The 19,022-nt window shown below is 44.3% G+C and carries 21 protein-coding genes and 1 pseudogene; 6 read left to right on the top strand and 16 right to left on the bottom strand.

All coding sequences use genetic code 11. The features are described 5' to 3' along the window. Positions 1-4: 4 nt before the first annotated feature. Positions 5-2,506, bottom strand: a complete 2,502-nt coding sequence (locus HY035_00135; GenBank protein MBI3376798.1) for a molybdopterin-dependent oxidoreductase — start codon at positions 2,504-2,506, stop codon at positions 5-7. 13 nt (positions 2,507-2,519) lie between these two features. Continuing rightward, complete coding sequence (locus HY035_00130; protein MBI3376797.1) at positions 2,520-2,873, bottom strand: hypothetical protein; 354 nt, start codon at positions 2,871-2,873, stop codon at positions 2,520-2,522. A gap of 231 nt (positions 2,874-3,104) precedes the next feature. Here HY035_00130 and HY035_00125 point away from each other — a divergent pair. The 4 genes and pseudogenes from HY035_00125 to HY035_00110 all read left to right on the top strand — a co-directional run bounded on the left by HY035_00125 (position 3,105) and on the right by HY035_00110 (position 6,636). Next, positions 3,105-3,266, top strand: a pseudogene (locus tag HY035_00125) (DUF559 domain-containing protein). Continuing rightward, entirely contained in the window at positions 3,250-5,748 is a 2,499-nt protein-coding gene (locus HY035_00120; protein MBI3376796.1) for a methyl-accepting chemotaxis protein, read from the top strand. The pseudogene HY035_00125 and the gene HY035_00120 overlap by 17 nt, the downstream one beginning before the upstream one ends. 15 nt (positions 5,749-5,763) lie before the next feature. After that, complete coding sequence (locus tag HY035_00115; GenBank protein ID MBI3376795.1) at positions 5,764-5,964, top strand: hypothetical protein; 201 nt, start codon at positions 5,764-5,766, stop codon at positions 5,962-5,964. A 339-nt stretch (positions 5,965-6,303) separates the two neighbouring features. Next, positions 6,304-6,636 (top strand): RNA-binding protein, encoded by a 333-nt coding sequence (locus HY035_00110; protein MBI3376794.1) that lies wholly within the window; start codon positions 6,304-6,306, stop codon positions 6,634-6,636. 32 nt (positions 6,637-6,668) lie between these two features. On the opposite strand, the gene HY035_00105 is transcribed toward HY035_00110, so the two are convergent. From HY035_00105 to HY035_00080, 6 genes are all read right to left on the bottom strand, one after another. Further along, entirely contained in the window at positions 6,669-7,514 is an 846-nt protein-coding gene (locus tag HY035_00105) for a DUF89 family protein (GenBank protein ID MBI3376793.1), read from the bottom strand. Continuing rightward, a complete protein-coding gene (gene purE, locus HY035_00100; protein ID MBI3376792.1) occupies positions 7,514-8,008 on the bottom strand; it encodes a 5-(carboxyamino)imidazole ribonucleotide mutase in 495 nt (164 codons plus the stop codon). Before purE ends, HY035_00105 begins: the two co-directional genes overlap by 1 nt. Before the next feature lie 77 nt (positions 8,009-8,085). Next, positions 8,086-9,372 carry a phosphoribosylamine--glycine ligase gene (purD, locus tag HY035_00095; GenBank protein MBI3376791.1) on the bottom strand — a complete coding sequence of 429 codons (1,287 nt, stop codon included), beginning with the start codon at positions 9,370-9,372 and terminating at the stop codon, positions 8,086-8,088. A 2-nt stretch (positions 9,373-9,374) separates the two neighbouring features. After that, positions 9,375-9,977: an IMP cyclohydrolase gene (locus tag HY035_00090; protein ID MBI3376790.1), complete on the bottom strand. Its 603-nt coding sequence runs from the start codon at positions 9,975-9,977 to the stop codon at positions 9,375-9,377. Continuing rightward, positions 9,978-10,682, bottom strand: coding sequence for a DNA repair protein RadC (radC, locus tag HY035_00085; GenBank protein ID MBI3376789.1), 705 nt, complete (start codon positions 10,680-10,682; stop codon positions 9,978-9,980). A 69-nt stretch (positions 10,683-10,751) separates the two neighbouring features. Continuing rightward, entirely contained in the window at positions 10,752-12,188 is a 1,437-nt protein-coding gene (locus HY035_00080; GenBank protein ID MBI3376788.1) for a serine/threonine protein kinase, read from the bottom strand. 601 nt (positions 12,189-12,789) lie between these two features. Between HY035_00080 and HY035_00075 the strand changes: the two genes are divergently transcribed. Together HY035_00075 and HY035_00070 are read left to right on the top strand one after the other, a co-directional pair. Beyond that, complete coding sequence (locus HY035_00075; protein ID MBI3376787.1) at positions 12,790-13,092, top strand: BrnT family toxin; 303 nt, start codon at positions 12,790-12,792, stop codon at positions 13,090-13,092. Next, positions 13,089-13,358, top strand: a complete 270-nt coding sequence (locus tag HY035_00070) for a BrnA antitoxin family protein (protein ID MBI3376786.1) — start codon at positions 13,089-13,091, stop codon at positions 13,356-13,358. Before HY035_00075 ends, HY035_00070 begins: the two co-directional genes overlap by 4 nt. Positions 13,359-13,418: 60 nt before the next feature. Here the strand turns inward: HY035_00070 and prfA are convergent, their stop codons facing one another. From prfA to HY035_00030, 8 genes are all read right to left on the bottom strand, one after another. Beyond that, a complete protein-coding gene (gene prfA / locus HY035_00065) occupies positions 13,419-14,480 on the bottom strand; it encodes a peptide chain release factor 1 (protein MBI3376785.1) in 1,062 nt (353 codons plus the stop codon). Continuing rightward, a complete protein-coding gene (locus HY035_00060) occupies positions 14,473-15,351 on the bottom strand; it encodes a DUF1385 domain-containing protein (GenBank protein MBI3376784.1) in 879 nt (292 codons plus the stop codon). The genes prfA and HY035_00060 overlap by 8 nt, the downstream gene beginning before the upstream one ends. A gap of 238 nt (positions 15,352-15,589) precedes the next feature. Next, a complete protein-coding gene (gene rpmE, locus HY035_00055; protein ID MBI3376783.1) occupies positions 15,590-15,799 on the bottom strand; it encodes a 50S ribosomal protein L31 in 210 nt (69 codons plus the stop codon). An 85-nt stretch (positions 15,800-15,884) separates the two neighbouring features. After that, positions 15,885-16,178 carry a PilZ domain-containing protein gene (locus tag HY035_00050; GenBank protein ID MBI3376782.1) on the bottom strand — a complete coding sequence of 98 codons (294 nt, stop codon included), beginning with the start codon at positions 16,176-16,178 and terminating at the stop codon, positions 15,885-15,887. Next, the gene (gene accC, locus HY035_00045) at positions 16,175-17,557 is read right to left on the bottom strand and encodes an acetyl-CoA carboxylase biotin carboxylase subunit (GenBank protein MBI3376781.1); all 1,383 of its coding nucleotides are present in this window, start codon (positions 17,555-17,557) and stop codon (positions 16,175-16,177) included. Before accC ends, HY035_00050 begins: the two co-directional genes overlap by 4 nt. 99 nt (positions 17,558-17,656) lie before the next feature. Then, entirely contained in the window at positions 17,657-17,797 is a 141-nt protein-coding gene (locus tag HY035_00040) for a hypothetical protein (GenBank protein MBI3376780.1), read from the bottom strand. Next, on the bottom strand, positions 17,794-18,345 hold the full coding sequence (locus tag HY035_00035) for a transposase (GenBank protein ID MBI3376779.1): 552 nt from the start codon (positions 18,343-18,345) through the stop codon (positions 17,794-17,796). Before HY035_00035 ends, HY035_00040 begins: the two co-directional genes overlap by 4 nt. Further along, positions 18,342-19,022 (bottom strand): putative metal-binding motif-containing protein (locus HY035_00030; protein ID MBI3376778.1); only part of this gene is annotated, 681 nt, incomplete at its 5' end. The genes HY035_00035 and HY035_00030, both read right to left, overlap by 4 nt.

Here is a 19,022-nt window from a genome sequence, read left to right as displayed (position 1 = left end):
CCTCCTATGCCTTTATTATCTTCACGCCGATTTCTTTGTGAACTGCCATGCCGGAGAACTTTTCCGCCTTGCCCGGCAGGAACTGTCCGTCGGCAGTCCCGGCAGGAGACCACTTGTTAGTCTTATTTAAAGACCCTTTAGCAATTTTCCCCATAGCCCAGTGGCCGTATCCGTGCTGAAGAGCAACAACCTCCGGATGTATCCTCTCTGTTGCCTGAACTGTTCCCTTGGCCTTAGCAAAGGCTGACTCTATCCAGACTGCATCCCCATCCTTGAGTCCAAGCTTTGCAGCAGTTGCTGAATTAATGATTATGGGGTTATCCGGTTTCATCTCCATCAGATAATCGTTGTTGAATGTTCTGGAGTGTGTATGCTCGTTCTGCTTGAAATTGATAAGATGCAGAGGGAACTCCTTTGTCGGCTTATCCTCAGGGTCGCTGTATTCAGGAAGTCCGCTGTATTTATTGTTCTTCATGAATGTTGAAGTCAGCTCGAGTTTCCTTGTGGGCGTATTAAATCCCTTCATAATTTTATCGCCGATCTTTACGCCAACAGATTTGCCGTCCTTACCTTTTACCAAACCAGTTTTCTCGTCAACGCTGCCGCCTTCAGGTATTGCGACTACCTTCTTAAACTTCTCGTATTCGGTCTTTCCGAACATCCCCAAAGAAACTTTCTTGTACGCTTCCCAATCCATATTGGTCTTTTTCGGGAAGTCGCAAGCATCGTATTCGTCTTTGTACAAGGCTTCATATGTAAAGCTGGCAGGGCTGTGCCCATGATCATCCTTCATGCCCATCTTTTTCATAAGAGCCATGACAAATTCAACCTCGGTCATGCCGTTGATGACAGACTTCACGACAGGCTTCCTCAAACCCATAACCGGCCATGTTACCCAGTGAGAATTAAAATCATACCTCTCAAGGTAGTTCGACCCGGGGATTACAATATCGGCAAGCTCTGCAGTTTCGCTCATATGCGTGTCAACAACTACAACATATTCAAGCTTATTGAAGAAGTCTACATTCTTGCTTGTGCCCGGAACAGACATTATAAAATTCTGGAACACAAATACGCCTGCCTTAGGCACACCGGAGCCTGTCGTTGATTCTTTACCGTTTAAAACTACATCCCTTGTCTCAACATAAATACCTGAGCCGTGACCAAGGATGTATTTGGTCCCTTTACCATCCACTCTCGGCTTTTTCAGCGAGGGAAGGTTCATATCTATGTGGTGGTGCTTGCTTCCCTTCTTGTCCGGCTCCATCATTGTTCCCTTTTTATCGATCATTCCTATTAGCGCCGGAAGAATGGCGATGGCATAGCCTCCAATGGTAGCATTAGTATGATGCCCGGGGCCGCTCCATACATCAATACACACAGATTTCCCGGCCTTTGCAGTCTCACCAATCTCTGTTGCTATCTTCTCAATAGTGCTTGCCGGCACACTGGTTATCTTTTCAGCCCATTCAGGTGTCTTATCGGCAACATACTTTGCATATTCGTCAAAGCCAACGCACCACTCATCAATAAATGCCTTATTAATGAGATTCTTCTTAATCAGGACATGGCCGATGGCAAGCGCCATAGCTCCGTCTGTACCGGGCCTTATAGGCACCCATTCGTCAGCCTTTGCAGCCGTCTGGCTGCATACAGGGTCAACCAGTACCATTTTGGCGCCTTTTGCCCTTCCCCTGTTCCATATACCCGGCAGGAGTATCCATTTCGTGGCGCCGAGCGGGTTCCATCCGAATATGAGGGCGTAAGATGTATCTTCAAAGTCTGCCAACGGACGCTCATTACCCATCAACAGCTTGAAAGACGCTTTCCTCGAAACGTCACAAAGATTCGCATGATTGTGATAGTTCGGAGTCCCGTAAATCTTGCAGAAATCCTGCTGTATATGGGTGAAAGAGTGGTCTTCGCTGAACCACGCAAGACTCTCTGCCCCATGTTTTTCCTTAATCTTTTGCAGGTTCTCTGCAACCTTATTGACAGCTTCATCCCATGAAATTGCCTTCCACTTGCCGCTTCCTCTTTCACCGACTCTTACCATAGGTGTTTTCAGCCTGTCGGGATCGTACAGCGACCTCAAGCCTGAGTTACCCTTTGAACAAAGCCTGCCTGCGGCATCCTTGTCTTTGTATAAAGCTCCGAGTTCGCCTACTGCCTTTTCATAGTTGGATGATATATTCGCAATGTTATTCGGGTTTGCAATCCCTTCAATCTTTACAGCCCTGCCATTGACAACCTTGACCTTAATTCCGGACTGGCCTCCGCACATATTGCAGTTACTGTATATCCATTCGCCCTCTTTCAGGTGCTTCTCCTGTGCACCGGCCTCCCGAAAGATTCCGAGCTTGTCATCCCACATAATGCCGCTGGCAACAGCCGCTCCTGCCAAAGCCGATGCCCATTTGAGAAATGACCGCCTTGTAAACTCCTTACCTGTAGTCTTTTCAAAAATGCCTTTTTCTTCTTCTGTTATAACTCTGTTATCACTCATTCACATCCCTCCTTTACTGTGCAAATAATACTTTTGCGCCTTTTACGCCACCGCTGTGGCATCCGGCGCAAAGCTGCGGGTCAACTTGTTTCCTTAATGCAGCAGAAGAACCTTCCCTTAAATCAACCGACTGATGGCAATTAGCGCATTTCTTTGGCGTTGAGAGTTTTGATTCAAGATGAGTCCTGTGAAGCGTCTTGAATTTTTTATTGAGAGACACATCTTTATTGATGTTTGCATGGCATGAAAGACACTCCTTGTTGCTCATTTTGCCTGCATTTTTATGCATCTCAATAAGATTCTTCTCTGCTGCGGCTGCCACCGAAACAAACATAAGCACAAAACATACAACCAAAAACCTTTTCATAAACCTCCTCCTTTCAAAAAATAAAATTGCTGCCAATGCTGTAGCTTATAGTATTTTATCCCGATGTGCAACTATAAATAATTGCAATAAAGAACCTTAATATAATACAGCGAACCAACTCAGAGATGCCCTTCTTAGCCGTTGCATATTATTTTTATATTCTGCTATATTTACAAGTATATATAAAGGTCTTATAATATATAAAGATTTTATAATATTTAAAGCACGGCTGTTTATTACAATCCAGGATTAAAACAACGTGCAAGAAAACTCAGGAAGCAGGGTGTTCTTTCAGAGGCTCTGCTTTGGTATCGGTTGAAAGGTAAAGAGATGCGTGGTTATCAGTTTTTGAGACAAAAGCCTATAGGCGAGTGTTATGAATTTCATAAATAGACTGAAAATAAGAAACAAGCTTATCCTGATGCTTATCCTTCCGATAGGATGTTTACTCTATTTCTCTCTCAACGGGATGTGGGAGAAGACAGTGCAGGCAGATGCAATGAATGACCTGAAAAATCTTACCCGCCTTTCAGTCAAGATAAGCAACCTTGTGCATGAATTGCAGCGCGAGAGGGGATCCACAGCTCTATTTATAGGCAGTAAAGGGGCTGCATTTGTTACTGAACTCTCTGAACAACGTTTTGAGACAGATAAAAAAATATCTGAACTCCAGACATTTCTGCATGGATTCAAGGCAGAGAGGTTCGGTCCAGAGTTTAAAAAAGCGGTTGACAACGCAATCAGCAGTCTGGATGAGATAAAAACCAAAAGAAGTTCGGCAAGCAGCATGACAGCAGGGGCGGGTGAGATAATAGGCTATTATACAAACATGATTAGCCAGTTTCTGGAAGCCGTCTCTTTTATGACGAAGATAAGCGGGAATGCCGAGCTGTCGACAATGGCTACAGCCTATGTAAACTTTCTCTGGGACAAGGAAAATAGCGGGATTGAGCGGGCCACACTCAGCAATACATTTGCAATGGACAACTTCGGGCCGGGGATGTTTAAAAGGTTTACCTCTGTTGTAACAGCGCAGGAGATATACCTTAATGTCTTTTTATCCCTTGCCGCGTCTGACCAGAGGGATTTTTATAAAAGTAAACTTCAGGGGCAGTTTGTGGATGAGGTGGAAAGGATGAGGGGCCTTGCCTTTGAAAAGGCAAGCGCAGGCAAGTTCGGGATAGATCCTGCATACTGGTTTAAGATGAAGACAGGCCAGATAAAGCTCTTAAGGGAGGTTGAGGATAAGCTTAACATCGATTTGGAAAAAAAAGCTGAAGAGATACACGCACAGGCTCAAAAAACGTTTGTGTTTTATATAGCGCTGAGTATTATAGCCATATTGGCTGCAGTTATCCTTGCGTATGTTGTCATTCGCAATATTACAAAGCCTATAGAGGCTGTCCTTTCAGTTACGACCGAGATTTCCAAGGGAGACCTGACCCGTATAGTCACAACACCGTCAAAGGACGAGATGGGCCAACTTGTAGGCTCCATAGAGGCCATGCGGAAAGGGCTTGTAGAGTTAATACATCATGTCAGGGATTCTATGAAAAAAGTGAAGCTCTCCGTAAGCGGCTTTGTTACAGGAATGAACAAATTAACGGAGGGGTCAGAAAAGCAGGTTGTTGACTCAGCCGAGATAACCACCTCTGTCCTTGAGATAAACACTACCACCGGAGAGATTACCGAGGCTGTTAAACATCTGCATGAATCCGCAGAAGGAACATTAACAACACTCCTTGAGATGAAGGCGTCCGTAAAAGAAGTGGCTGAAAACACTTCATCCTTTGCCTCATTCATAGATGAGACTTCATCTTCCATAGAGGAGAGTTTCGCCTCAATCAAGGCGATAAATGAAAACATAGAGCATTCAAGAAAATCAGTCAGCAATACGCTGGTATCTGCCACACAGATTACTGCAAGCGTTAATGAGGTCAGGGACTCCGCGAAACAGTCTTCACTTCTTGCGAAAGAAGTTACTTCAACCATACGCGAGAAGGGGATAAGCTCCATCCATGAGTCTGTAAAAAGCATAAACGAGATAAAGGATTCCGCTGATGACACAGCCAAGATTGTTAAAGGCATGAGAAAATCATCTGAAAAGATAGATGAAATTGCGCAGGTTATAGCCGAGGTTGCTGATGAGACAAAGCTGCTGGCCCTTAATGCAGCAATCCTGTCCGCTCAGGCAGGAGAGCACGGCAAGGGCTTTGGCGTTGTTGCTGACGAGATAGGAAGGCTTGCAGAGCGCACTGCAAAGAACACGAAGGAAATCACAGCTATAATAGAAGAGGTTAAAGGGTCTATAAACAATGTTGCAACTGCAGAGAAAAAGACTGTGACCCTGATAGAGCAGGGGCTGGAATTAATAACAGATGTCGGTGTTGTATTTAACGGCATCCTTGAAACTTCCACAGCATCAGCCTCTCAAACTGCCTTTATAGAAAAAGCGACCACGGAACAGGCAAAGGCAATAAAGGAAATAAATTCATCAATTGAAGGTATATCCTCAAGAATGGAAGAGATACTAAATGCATCGGAACAGCAGCGCTCCGGCAGTGAGATGATACTCGCAGGCATAGAAAAAGCAAAAGAGATTGCGCAAGGGCTTAAGAATTCCACCTCAGAGCAGTCTAAGGGCGCAGACCTTATTACAAGGTCAGGAGAGGACATACTCTCACGGGTAAGCCGGATAAAAAAAGCAATGGAGGACATGAAGGCAGGAAGCAAAGCCATAACCAAACGCATAGAGGCTATAACAGACATTGCAAAGGATAACCTCGGGCTTGCCAAAGAAATGACAAAGGAATCTTCTTTACTTGGAGACTCGGTAGGAACTTTAGATGGCGAGATTAACAGATTCAGGAGTTGAGAAGGAGGTGAAACTATGAACTGCTGGGAATTTAAGAATTGTCTGGAGGATACCTATAAAAAATGTCCTGCCTATCCGGATGGGGGGCTTAAATGCTGGAAGGTCACAGGGACAAAGTGTGATAGGGGCAAATACGTGATGACAACCCTTGGAGAAAAGATATTGTTCTGCAGAAAGGAGTGTGCCTTCTACAAAGAATATGCAGATAAATATTAGTAGGATCTCTGAGGGGCTGGATACAGTGAAGAACCCGCGGCAGAGACCGCAGGGTATTGAAAAGAGTGATTCCGGTTTTGAATTTTAGTCATTCCCGCTTGTCGGGAATCAATCGGCTGGCTTATAAAGCTCAGATGGATAGGTATCCACAGGAGTAATCATGGAGGCAATGCTTGTCTTATAGACTAAAAGGGCCGCATTATAATTTTCTCTTGACAAAGATTGCAATTACTGGCATATTTAGTTTAGCCATATTCCGTTATTATATGATATTGAGTCAGGTAATATACAAGCATCACCCAGGGCATCAGCTCTGGGATTTTATTTTTTGGAGGAAGCATGGGTAATAGACTTTATGTAGGGAATATCTCGTTTCAGGCGTCGGAAGATGACCTGAGAGAACTGTTTTCAAAGGCAGGAACAGTTGCATCCACAAAGCTGATAACGGATGCCGCTACAGGCAGGCCAAGAGGTTTTGGTTTCGTTGAGATGAGCTCAGACGAAGAGGCACAGAAGGCAATAGAACTGCTGAACAACAGCAGTTTCCTGGATAGGAACATTGTGGTCAACGAAGCAAAGCCACAGGGCGAAAGGGATCGCGGCAGCCGCGGCGGCCCCTCAAGAGAAAGAGGTGGATTCAGCAGGGAAAGAAGGCCCGGCGGAAGAAGATAGACCTATCTAACTTTTCCAGCTATACAGGCAGGTCAGAATTTTTTTAAAAGCATAGACCCCTTAGAAAGTCCCAGTTCTTTTGAAACTGCATCGCATTTGGACTGAAAGAGGAAGAATATTCTTTTTTGAGACCCCATTAACGTCTCAAAATTCCCCTGTCCTTTGCTGATAATAAGGGAGGCGTTTGCGAAATCGCTCTGGAATTTTTCTGACGTCCATTCCAGTATTGTTCCTACGGCGTCAGAACCATTGTCTATGACATGGCAGGTTTCTGTCATATGCGTTTCACGTGCATCCTGCATGGTTGAATCGTTTATAATATCCGAACCTTTTACAACTGCGGTTACTTTTTTGCCGTGAGAAACAAGGGCCTCTATGAGAATCCTGTCAAAGACTATCTCGCCTGCATTGTCAAGCAGATAGAGGATTTTGTCATGTTTTTTGATTTCATCCTTAAACGCCGGATAATCATCAACTGTTATTGGACCTCTTAATGCCCTCTCTGCTGTCCCTTCGATGTCCACGGAAGTGAATATGCCAAAGTCAATAATATTGCCGGCAATTGCAAGGCGTGATGCAGTCCACAAGGGATCCGGGCTCTCCTCAACACGTTTTTTTAAAAAAGGGTAGAGGGTTAAAGCAATCTGATTGTATTCTGCTTTTATGCCTTTAAACGGATCTCTTCCCAGAAGATCCCGTATTTCTCTGTGGAGAAAGGTGGTTGCATGGGCAGGGGTCTTTGAAGTGTCAACTTCTCCGATAGCAGCCGCTATTTTTTTGACAACATATTCTCTTTTTTCATTGTCTTTTGTCCCGAGCCTTGCCGCAATAATAGTCTGCCTGAGGAAACACGGGTAACAGTCCAGATGAACCCGCATTACTTTCTCCTAAGCGCTTTTGCCTTCCTCTCCACTTCCTCTTCAAGCCTTTTTTTATGCTCTTTCAATTGCCTTGCAATCTTTGCATCCTTTCTTCCGATAATCTCTGCGGCAAAGATTGCCGCATTCTTTGCGCCGGCCGTCCCAACAGCCATCGTTGCGACAGGGATTCCCGGCGGCATCTGCACTGTAGAAAAGAGGGCATCAAAGCCCTGGAGAGGAGACGAATTAATGGGGACGCCTATCACAGGAAGTATTGTGTGCGCTGCAATAACTCCGGCAAGGTGCGCTGCCGCGCCTGCGCCTGCAATGATTACTTCAAACCCCTTTTTCTCTGCGCCCTTTGCAAGCTTTACCGCCCTCTCAGGTGAACGATGCGCTGACGCTATTGTTGTTTCAAAGGAGATTCCGAATGCTTTAAATATCTTTTCTGTTTCCTCCATAACCGGCAAATCAGAATCGCTTCCCATTAATATCAGAACCTTTGGTTTCATATATAACCTCCTAAATACAGAGTTAAAAATTAAAAGTGAAAAGTTAAAAGTTTATTTTTTTCTGAAACTCTTAACTTTCAACTTTTACTTAAAGAATTCTTTATTGCCCTGTCGGCAATATCCCTTCTGTAATACATCCCCTTGAAATGAATCTTCTCTATGGCATTATACGCCTTATTTTTTGCATCCCTTATGTCCCTGCCGAGCGCTGTTACTCCGAGCACCCTTCCGCCTGATGTTACAATTTTATTGTCATTAAATGATGTGCCTGAATGAAAAACAAAGACATCCTCCATTTTCTTGACGTCATTGAGCCCTTCTATGACCCTGCCTTTTTCGTATGCGCCGGGATAGCCCTTTGACGCTATTACAATACAGACTGAATGCTCAGGCCTCCATTCAAGATTGACGCTTGATAGCTTTTCATCGGCTATAGCAAGGGCAATATCCACAAGGTCTGTTTTAAGCCTTGCAAGAACAGGCTGGGTCTCAGGGTCTCCAAGCCTGCAGTTAAACTCCAGTGCGTATGGTTTATTTTCTTTTATCATAAGGCCTGCGTAGAGTATCCCTTTGTATTTTATCCCCTCTGACTGCAATCCCTTTATTACCGGGCGCATTACCTTTTCCATCACTGTTGCTTCAAGCTCAGGTGTAATCACGGGAGCAGGGCTGTATGCTCCCATACCGCCGGTATTAGGCCCCTTATCCCCGTCAAAAATCCGTTTATGGTCCTGAGCGCTTACCATCGGAAGTATTGATTTTCCATCAGTGAATGCCATAAAAGACGCCTCTTCGCCCCGGATACATTCTTCAACAAGCACTTTGTTGCCTGCATCCCCAAAGGCCCGGTCTTTCATTATAAGTTTAAGTCCTGCTATTGCCTCATCAACGGTTTCCGCTACAATCACGCCTTTCCCTGCTGCAAGTCCGTCTGCTTTGATGACAATGGGAGCGCCTTTCATACGCACATAATCTTCTGCATGAAGATAGGAAGTAAATGCCTTATACTCTGCGGTTGGTATCCCGTATCGCCTCATAAGGTCTTTCGCAAAAACCTTGCTGCCCTCAAGCTGTGCTGCCTTAATGTTAGGCCCGACTATCTTCCTGCCGTTTTTCTCAAATACATCAACTACGCCTCTTGATAACGGCGCCTCAGGCCCTACAATCGTCAGGTCAATTCCCTCGTATCTGGCAAAATTAACAAGTGAATCAAAGTTGTTGTCATCAAAACTTATGCATTCCGCCAGCTCCGAAATGCCCGCGTTCCCCTGACAGCAGAATATTTTTTCTATATGCCTGCTCTGAGCAAGCTTCCAGACAATGGCATGCTCTCTCCCGCCGCCGCCGATAACAAGAACCTTCATGGTTATTTACCTTCTCCTGCCTTCGTTAAGTAATCAGCGATTGCATTGTCATACCTGGATGTAAGCCTGAAGACCTTTTTCGCAAGTTCAAGCCGCATCCTGTAACTGAGGTCTCCCTTAAGCTCTTTCATCTCCTTAATAATACTGCCATAGTCGTTAAAGTCTGTCACTACCGCAACGTCCTTAAAATTTTTTGATGCAGAACGGAGCATTGTGGGCCCGCCTATATCTATATTTTCTATTGCCTCTGCAAATGTAACATCAGGTTTTGCCACAGTCTCTTCAAAGGGGTAAAGATTTACAACAACCATGTCTATCAACTCTATGCCGTATTCTTTTATATCCTCCATATCCTTCGGGTTGTCCCTCCTTGAAAGAAGGCCGCCATGAATTTTCGGATGGAGCGTTTTGAGCCTGCCGTCAAGCATCTCAGGAAATCCCGTGTAATCAGAGACGTCTTTCACAGGAACGCCTGCATCCCGCAGCGCCTTTGCAGTGCCTCCTGTTGACAGTATCTCAACACCCAATGAATGAAGCGACTTTGTAAATTCAGCCAACCCCTTTTTGTTTGACACACTTACAACTGCCCTCTTTATCTTCGGCATTTAAACCCTCCCCTTGGTATTTTTCATATATCCATCATCCATAAGACTTGTGTGCCTGCTGTCCCCTATTATCACATGGTCCAGAACCTTTATGCCTACGATTTCACCTGTCTGCATAAGCCTCTCGGTTATGGCTATGTCCTCACGGCTTGGCGCAGGGTCTCCGCTTGGATGGTTATGTATAAAGATAACAGATGCTGCCGATTCTTTTATTGCGTTCTTAAACGCCTCCCTCGGATGGATGAGAGAATTTGTAAGCGTCCCCTCGGAAATCCTGCAATCCCTGAATATCCTGTTTTTTGCATCAAGCATAGCGCAAAAAAGAATTTCTTTTTTGAAGTCTCTGACAAGCGGATAATAATAAGAATACACATCATTGCTTGAAGAAAACACAGGGCCCTTAACATCACGTTCCATAAAGAGTCTTCTGCCTAATTCAAATGCCGCCTTAATCTGTGCTGCTTTTGCATTGCCGATTCCTTTAAAGGAAGCAAGTTCTTTTATTGACGCACTTTCCATGTTTTTCATGCTCTTAAAAGAATCAATCATCTCCATTGCGAGATCTATTGCGCTCTTTCCGCCGCCGCCTGTCCTGAGTATAATAGCGAGAAGCTGGGCGCCGGACAGGTTAGCTGCTCCAAGACTGAGAAGTCTTTCTCTTGGTCTTTCTTCTTCGGGCCAGTCCTTTATGCTCTTGTATGACATAAGATTGAGGATTCTAACATCTTCGCGTCTATTTTTCCAGCGCATCGAATGCCCTGTATATTGAAGACTTTACTTCTTTGCGTCTTTAATTGAGACAACATCATCCTTGGGAACACAGAGCTTGCCGTAAGATTCGTTTGTGCAGTAATTGTCGCCTTCCTCAAAATAATTGCTCCAGAAAAGTTTTCTGCCGCTTTTCAGTGTGATGGTGATATCGCGCGAAGACTTGTCCTGAATAACCGGCTTATCCGTAGGAGTTCCAAATTGCTTCTGGTATATATTTTTTATCTTGGCAATAACATCAAGCGCATAAGGAGTAATCTTGTTTTTATAAGACGGGAACAAAAATACGCCGGCTATTATAGAAATAACAAGCGCCAGAAAAATTATGCAGCTGCCCCATCTTCTTGGCATCGAGGCCCTGACAGGTTTAACAGGCCGTTCCTTCTTCCCTGTCTTTGGCTTTTCAGACTCATAACTTTCTTCTTTTGAAGGCGTCAATCCTTCTTCTTTATGGCCCCCTTGTTGCTCTGCCAGTTCCTTTTCAAGCTTTATAGAGATAATCCTTTCAGTCATGCGCTCAGATTCAATTTCGCTTCTGAACAAATCATTCATATATTGTTTAAGAGTCAATACAGGGTTGCCATCAAGAACATTAACCGACGCACCCCAGAGGTCTAATTCCATATCAGAGGCATTTTGATAACGCTCTGACGCCTCCCTTGCCAGCGCTTTTAAAACTTTAGCTTCAAGGCCCGAAGGCATGTCCATATTAACAGCGGAAGGCAGCGGTTCAATCCTTGCCTTTCTGATCATTTCAAGCGTGCCTACCTCCGAATCTCCCTGAAAGAGCTTTCTGCCTGTAAGCATTTCATACAGCACAACACCAAGCGAAAAAATGTCTGACCTGTAGTCAACGGGCTTTCCCCATGCCTGTTCAGGAGACATGTAAGAGAGTTTTCCTTTAAGCATCCCGGTTGTTGTTTTTGAATGGGCGCTTGCCTTTGCAATGCCGAAATCTACAATCTTAACCTCGCCCTCGTAAGAAACAAGAATATTCTGCGGGCTGATATCCCTGTGTATTATATTGAGGTCCTTGCCTGCGCTGTCTTTCTGAATGTGCGCATAACCAAGGGCTGCGGCAACTTCTTTTGCTATGAATACTGCAATACCGGCAGGCAGCTTTCTCCTTTCCAAACTTACTTTTTTGAGTATTGCCTTAAGGTCTTTGCCCCTTATATATTCCATTGAAATAAAATAATTCTGATCTATCCTGCCGAAGTCATATATCTGCGCGATATTTTTATGCGTAAGCTGCGCAACAAGTTTTGCCTCGGCTATGAACATATTTACAAATTCCTCGTCGGATGAAAGGTGGGGCAGAATTCTCTTTACAGCCAATACCTGTTCAAAGCCCTCTATGCCGATTTTCTTAGCCCTGAACAGCTCAGCCATGCCGCCGGCGGCAACCTTTTCAAGCAATATATATTGACCGAATGTTTCCATGTATGCCTACATTTTATCAGATTTTAGATTTTTAAAACCAGAATGGGAAGACATTTTTCCTTGACACTTTCTCATATAATCTCTAAAATCACCACAAAAAGACGCATGCGGCATAAAATATAATGTTATGTCACAAAATTATGAAATAGACATCAGGCCAATTGAGCGAGATTGAATAAAATGGATTCATTACGAAAGAAGATATGGAAGAAAATATTAAGGAATTACGTCATTTGGCTGCTCTTTGTCCTTGCTATTGTGATTTTTCTTTATATTCGTTCGGAAAGTCTGGAAGCTTCACTTACTGTTGGTCTCGCTTTGTCGCTAATTTATTTTCGAAGCGTCTACATTGAATATCAGAATTACAAGAAAGAACTAATGAAGAAAGACTCTATAACAAATAAATCCAGCGAATGCGCAAAAGCGCCCCACTGACTTCAGGCGTAATAGAAAATAGAAATTAATGCATAATCACATTAAGACTTATCGCTCAAGAAGAACACACCATAAAACGGCGCGCCTGTTAGCTCAATAGCCGTTAAGCACTCATTATAGAAAAAGCCCTTGACGAATTGTATATTATAGTCATATACTGAATTACATGGATATCTATCAGAGTTTAGCTGAATGCGAAGGGTTTGAGTGGGATAAAGGGAATATTTTAAAAAGCTGGGAAAAACACAAAGTTTCAGCGTCAGAATGCGAACAGATTTTCTTCAATATACCGCTCATTGCAACGCAGGATGTTCAACATTCACAGAAGGAGCCGCGTTATTTTGCGCTTGGTCGTACAGATGCTGGACGGCATTTATTTATAGTGTTTGCCATAAGAGAAAATCTTATTAGGGTAATTTCTGCAAGAGATATGAACAGAAAGGAAAGGAGGTTATACAAAACATCATGAAAAAGAGAATTCCTAAATTTAAAACTGAAACTGAAGAGCAAGAATTCTGGTCAAAAGCTGATTCTACCGAATATATAGAATGGGAAAAAGCGAAAAGGATGGTTCTGCCAAAACTCAAGCCCTCACTTAAGACAATATCTTTGCGTCTTCCTGAAGCGATGCTTGAAGAATTAAAGCTTTTGGCTAATAAGCGCGATGTTCCATATCAATCTCTTCTTAAAATGTTTCTCTCGGAGAGAATCGGGAAGGAACTTAAATATGTTTAGCGCTAACAACTCACTCCGGCGGATGCGGTGAATCAATCGCCGCACCTGTGAGTTTAAGCGTTACAGTTCCTTCAGCTTCTCCGCCTGATAATGAGCAATAAGATTATCTATTAGCTCATCAATGTTGCCTTCAAGAACGCTCTCCAGCCTGTGAAGAGTCAGCCCTATCCTGTGGTCAGTCACCCTGTTCTGAGGGAAATTATATGTCCGTATCCTCTCGCTCCTGTCGCCCGTGCCGACCTGAGTCTTTCTGTCAGCGGCGCGTTCTTTATCTTTTTTCTCTATCTCAAGGTCAAGAAGCCTTGAACGCAAAACCTTCATTGCCTTTCCCCTGTTCTTTAACTGGGACCTCTCATCCTGACACTGCACAACAAGTCCTGTAGGCACATGGGTAATCCTCACTGCTGAATAAGTCGTGTTTACGCTCTGCCCGCCTGCGCCTGATGAACAGAATGTATCAATCCTGAGATCCTTTTCTTCTATCTTTATATCAACATCTTCAGCCTCAGGCAAAACCGCAACTGTCGCGGCTGATGTGTGAATCCTTCCCGATCCCTCTGTTACAGGCACCCTCTGCACTCTGTGAACACCGCTTTCATATTTCAGCCTGCTGTATGCGCCCTTCCCTGTGATATTTGCAATTATCTCTTTTAACCCGCCGAGGCCTGTCGGGCTGGAATCAATTACCTCCACCTTCCATCTCCTCATCTCAGCATATCTTGAGTACATCCTGAAAAGGTTTGCTGCGAAAAGAGACGCCTCTTCTCCGCCTGTGCCTGCCCGTATCTCAAGTATTACGCTTTTTTCATCCCTCGGGTCTTTCGGCAGAAGCATTGTCTTTAGGTCTTCTTCTATCTTGGGCTTTTTCTCTTTCAGTTCATTAAGCTCTGCCTGCGCAAGCTCCCTGAACTCGTTATCTCCGCCCTTAAGAATTTCTTCCGCTCCTTCCATATCCGTCAAAAGTTTTTTGTACTCACGGATCTTCTCAACAAGGGACTGAAGTTCAGACTGCTCCTTTGAGTATTTCTGATACTCCTGCGGCGCAGACAGTACCTTCGGGTCTACCATCTGGACTGTCAGTTTCTCGTATCTGTCTTCTATTGTCTGGAGTTTTTCAAGCAGCATTTTCCGCCTCTAATTCAAGAACCTCTTTTAATGCTGTGATGGCAACCTCTATCTGCCTGTCATCAGGGTCATGGGCTGTGAGCCTCTGCAAAAGAAGCCCCGGCATAATCATGAGGTTTATAATCGGATTATCTTTCATCTTTGCAGAAAGCTTCAGAATCTCATATGAAAGCCCTGCCACCACCGGAATAAGAATAAGCCTTGAGAGGAACTTATAAACAAAAAACCACGATTGCGGGATGAAAGAAAATACGAAAATGCTTGTTATCATGACTATCAACAGAAAACTCGTGCCGCACCTTGGGTGATGAGGGCTGAAAGGCTTTACATTCTCCACATTAAGCTCTTTGCCATTCTCGTATGCATGTATTACCTTGTGCTCAGCGCCGTGATACTCAAATATCCTCCTCATCTCCTTCCAGAGTCCGATTGCCATGACATAACTCAGGAATATAAAAACTCTTATTATTCCGTCAACAATGTTAAATAAAAACGAATTCTCAGAAACAGAAGCAATCACAATACCGATAAGTTTCGTTGCATACAGCGGAAGCAGCACAAAAAGCGCAATCCCTATGACAAAAGCGAAGCCCATTGTCAGGCTGATGGTTAAAGGGCTCATCGGTTTTTCATCTTCATTGTATGCCTTGCTTGCAGAGAACTCTATTGCCTTCACTCCAAGGAAAAGAGCGTGGAATAATGCAGCAACTCCCCTGAGCATCGGGACCTTCAGCAGATTCGGAAGTTCAGACAGCCCTTCTCTTTTCACATGAATATCCCCCTTCATGTCCCTCACAGCCACTGTCCAGCCTTTTGGGGACTTCATCATCACTCCCTCTATTACCGCCTGTCCACCGATGTTTTTCATTTTCTTTTTAATGTCCTTTCAATAAACCATCCCGCAGCAAGTTGCGAGAGTTGTGGAATTTTTGCAACTGAACTCTATTTCGTCATTCCCGTGCAAACGGGAATCCAGAAAGAACAAAAATCTGGATTCCGCATCAAGTGCGGAATGACAGGAACGAGTTAACTCAGCAGCAAGTCCATTCCAATAAAAAAGTCGTACCGGCGTAACGTCGGGACGACTTTTATCCTCTTAAGCTTATCTACTTCTTGGTTTTTTTTGCGTATTTCTTCTTAAACTTCTCCACCCTTCCTTCAGCATCAAGCATCTTTTGCTTTCCGGTAAAAAACGGGTGGCACATTGAGCAGATATCAACATGAATCTTAGGATTCGTTGACCTTGTGACAAAACTCTCGCCACAGGCGCAGACCGTCTTCACTTCTTTATATTCAGGATGTATTCCTTCCTTCAACTCAATCCTCCTTAAAGTTATTTTATATTATAAAAAATCTTGAATACTTTTAGCAATAAGCTTATGCCGGACGGTAGTGCGGCCTTCAGCCTTCTATGTACTTTCTTATCTTCTCATTATTTTCAGCAGAAAGATCAACAAATTTAACTCCGATGCCGACATTGGGCTGGGCGTGCTGAACATGCGCCATCGCCTTAATGGCATCTTCCCCAATCTTAAAGCTGACCTCAAAAATTGTTCCTGCTATAAAACTGAACTGCGTGTAGATATACATGCCATCTATGCTTATATCAAGCGCCTCTGCTTTTGTTACTCCATTTATCACTACATCTTTGTGAACCAGCGCCCTTCTTGTTTTCCTGTCATCTGCGCCGCTCATTGCTTATCCTCGCTGCGAGTCGAGACCGACTGTCCTGAACCGTTAATCTTATCAACAAACCCTGTATTGAATTCGCCGTTCACAAAGTCAGATTGTGAAAAGACCTTCTTATGAAAAGGTATTGTTGTCTTTATTCCCTCAATAATAAATTCATCAAGGGCGCGCTTCATTCTTGAGATAGCCTCTTCCCTGTTTCTGCCGTGCACAATAACCTTTGCTATAAGCGAGTCGTAATATGAAGGCACTGTCCATCCGCAGTAGACAGCTGTGTCCACGCGCACACCCGGGCCGCCGGGCAGAGAAAGGAATGTAATTTTGCCGGGATTCGGAATAAAACGCTCCGGGTCCTCGGCATTTATCCTGCACTCTATCGCATGGCCGTAAGATTTTATCTGGTGCTGTTTATATTCTATCAGGGAACCTGCAGCAAGTTTTATCTGTTCCTTTACCAGGTCAACACCGCTTACCATCTCTGTGACAGGATGCTCAACCTGAATCCTTGTATTCATCTCCATGAAATATATATTGCCCTCCATATCTACGATAAACTCCATGGTCCCGATATTCCTGTACTTAATAGCCTTTGCCGCCCTTACTGCCAGCTCTCCAATTTTTTTCCTAAACTTCTCTGTTGAGACAGGGGATGGCGCTTCTTCTATAAGTTTCTGATGCCTTCTCTGTATTGAGCAGTCTCTTTCTCCGAAATGCACTGTATTGCCTTTGCTGTCAGCAGCTATCTGGACTTCTATATGCCGTATCTCAGGGATGTACTGCTCAACATAAAGCTCGCCGTTCCCGAATGCGGCAAGAGCTTCCCTTTGAGCCATATGAAATGCCTGTTCAAGCCCGCTTTCTTCATTTACAATTCTCATTCCCCTGCCGCCGCCTCCGGCAGACGCCTTAATAATCACAGGGAACCCTATTTTCTTTGCCACCTTCATGGCAAGCTCTTCTGAAATAACAGGGCCGTCGCTTCCCGGCACAACAGGAATGCCGCGCCTTTTCATCATCTGCCTTGCCTTTGCCTTATCGCCGCCGACTCTTATATTCTCAGGCGTAGGGCCGATAAATGTTATCCCTGATGTGGCGCATGCCTCTGCAAAATGGGGATTTTCAGATAAGAAACCATAACCGGGATGCACTGCCTCTGAATCTGTGATCTCAGCTGCGCTCAGTATTGCAGGGATGTTAAGATAGCTCTGAGCAGAATTCGCAGGCCCGATGCAGACAGCCTCATCTGCAAGCCTGACATGCAGGGCTTCTTTTTCTACGTCTGAATATACGGCTACTGTCTTTATGCCGAGTTCCTTGCAGGCGCTTATAACCCTTACTGCAATCTCTCCGCGGTTTGCTATTAAAACTTTCTTAAATAATTCCATAGTTCGTTCCTCAAAGTTAAGAGTTATAAGTTAAAAATTAAGAGTTACAGATTTAAATCTTGCAACTTGCAACTTTCAACTTTTCACTTCCAACTTCTCCTACACAGGTTCTATTAAAAAGAGCGGTTCCCCGTATTCCACCGAATGCCCGTTTTCAACAAGTATCCTGACAATAACGCCTTCCACCTCTGATTCTATCTCGTTCATAGGAGAGTAAAAGGGGGACAGGCTACTTTTCATGCCCTTTTCTCCTTTCTCGGTCTACCTTTTGGATTTAAAGTAGATTCTAAACCCAGCTCCTTGCACACTTTCATCTGCCAATCGGGCTTCCCATACGGTGACTGCCTGATAACACTCTGCCTGACACTTTCCAGTTCCTTATACGTCAATGGTTCATCTATATATCTTTCCCAGTTTTCAGATAATTCTATCGGTACTTCGCCTGCCAGAATATTTTTCTTCCCTCCAATCATTTCCCGATGTGATGACCATGCCCATTCTTTAGCAGAGCGCACCAATCCGGCCCTTATTGGATTGCCTTCAACATATCTCATAACCATCAAAAGATGTGCATCTTTCTGTATTATAAAACTCTTGTATCTTCCCTGCCATATATGCCCGCTGCTTCCGTAGTGTCTGTGATATCTTCTGACATGGCTTGTCATCAACCACTGCATACACCTGCTTAACTCATCTCCATGCTCTGGCATTAGAACCATATGAAAATGATTCGGCATCAAGTAGTATGAAAATAACTTTATCTGATGTTTTCTCTTTGCCTCTTTCATGATCTCTCGGCATTTTCTATATCCATTCCTACTCTAAAAGTAGCCTGTCCCCTTTTCATCTGTCCCTTTTCATCTGTCCTTTTCATCTCCCCGCATTGATTTCCAAGACAGGTCTCGTCTTTCTGTCCGTCACAGTTGTTGTCTATGCCATCGCATTTTTCTTTAGCGCCGGGATTAATGCTGGCGTCATTGTCATTGCAGTCGTTGCCTTGAGAACAGCTTACTGGGTTATATGCATAGTAGCCGTCTCCATCCTTGTCCTCGCATACAGCGCACCCCTCATCAATATTCCCATCGCAGTTTTCGTCTGTATTGTTTCCGCAGACTTCGGTTGAGGGCAGGATTTCGCCTACGCATGCTCCCCATTGTCCGTTTGTGCAGGTCTGTGTTCCTGCTCTGCATTCGCCGATGCCTTTTGTTTCTGAGGCTCCTGAATAGCAGGATTGAGTCTGGCCGTTGGTGCAGGGAGGGCATTGCCATTCATCTACTTTATTTCCGATGATATGACACACATGAGTAATAAGTGCAGAATAATTACAACATCCACCCCCGCCCCCCACTTCGCCAATAGCAGGCGTTGCTGTCCCCGGATTTCCACATCCTAACTTTGGGTAACCGCAACAAGTATAAGGATAAGAACCAGAACAATTAGAAGAGGGGTCACAAATTCTACCAGT

Source organism: Nitrospirota bacterium, from assembly GCA_016195565.1.
In the GTDB taxonomy this organism is placed as follows: domain Bacteria; phylum Nitrospirota; class Thermodesulfovibrionia; order Thermodesulfovibrionales; family UBA1546; genus UBA1546.
This window is presented reverse-complemented; position numbering and strand designations above follow the sequence as displayed.

Coding starts and splice junctions, on each gene's coding strand:
- HY035_00130 (MBI3376797.1), bottom strand. CDS start 2,873: ATGAAAAGGTTTTTGGTTGTATGTTTTGTGCTTATGTTTGTTTCGGTG.
- HY035_00040 (MBI3376780.1), bottom strand. CDS start 17,797: ATGAAAAGTAGCCTGTCCCCCTTTTACTCTCCTATGAACGAGATAGAA.
- HY035_00090 (MBI3376790.1), bottom strand. CDS start 9,977: ATGCCGAAGATAAAGAGGGCAGTTGTAAGTGTGTCAAACAAAAAGGGG.
- HY035_00110 (MBI3376794.1), top strand. CDS start 6,304: ATGGGTAATAGACTTTATGTAGGGAATATCTCGTTTCAGGCGTCGGAA.
- HY035_00120 (MBI3376796.1), top strand. CDS start 3,250: ATGAATTTCATAAATAGACTGAAAATAAGAAACAAGCTTATCCTGATG.
- radC (MBI3376789.1), bottom strand. CDS start 10,682: ATGTCATACAAGAGCATAAAGGACTGGCCCGAAGAAGAAAGACCAAGA.
- HY035_00070 (MBI3376786.1), top strand. CDS start 13,089: ATGAAAAAGAGAATTCCTAAATTTAAAACTGAAACTGAAGAGCAAGAA.
- HY035_00080 (MBI3376788.1), bottom strand. CDS start 12,188: ATGGAAACATTCGGTCAATATATATTGCTTGAAAAGGTTGCCGCCGGC.
- HY035_00105 (MBI3376793.1), bottom strand. CDS start 7,514: ATGCGGGTTCATCTGGACTGTTACCCGTGTTTCCTCAGGCAGACTATT.
- HY035_00115 (MBI3376795.1), top strand. CDS start 5,764: ATGAACTGCTGGGAATTTAAGAATTGTCTGGAGGATACCTATAAAAAA.
- purD (MBI3376791.1), bottom strand. CDS start 9,372: ATGAAGGTTCTTGTTATCGGCGGCGGCGGGAGAGAGCATGCCATTGTC.
- HY035_00035 (MBI3376779.1), bottom strand. CDS start 18,345: ATGAAAGAGGCAAAGAGAAAACATCAGATAAAGTTATTTTCATACTAC.
- HY035_00060 (MBI3376784.1), bottom strand. CDS start 15,351: ATGAAAAACATCGGTGGACAGGCGGTAATAGAGGGAGTGATGATGAAG.
- accC (MBI3376781.1), bottom strand. CDS start 17,557: ATGGAATTATTTAAGAAAGTTTTAATAGCAAACCGCGGAGAGATTGCA.
- purE (MBI3376792.1), bottom strand. CDS start 8,008: ATGAAACCAAAGGTTCTGATATTAATGGGAAGCGATTCTGATTTGCCG.
- HY035_00135 (MBI3376798.1), bottom strand. CDS start 2,506: ATGAGTGATAACAGAGTTATAACAGAAGAAGAAAAAGGCATTTTTGAA.
- HY035_00075 (MBI3376787.1), top strand. CDS start 12,790: ATGGATATCTATCAGAGTTTAGCTGAATGCGAAGGGTTTGAGTGGGAT.
- HY035_00050 (MBI3376782.1), bottom strand. CDS start 16,178: ATGAGCGGCGCAGATGACAGGAAAACAAGAAGGGCGCTGGTTCACAAA.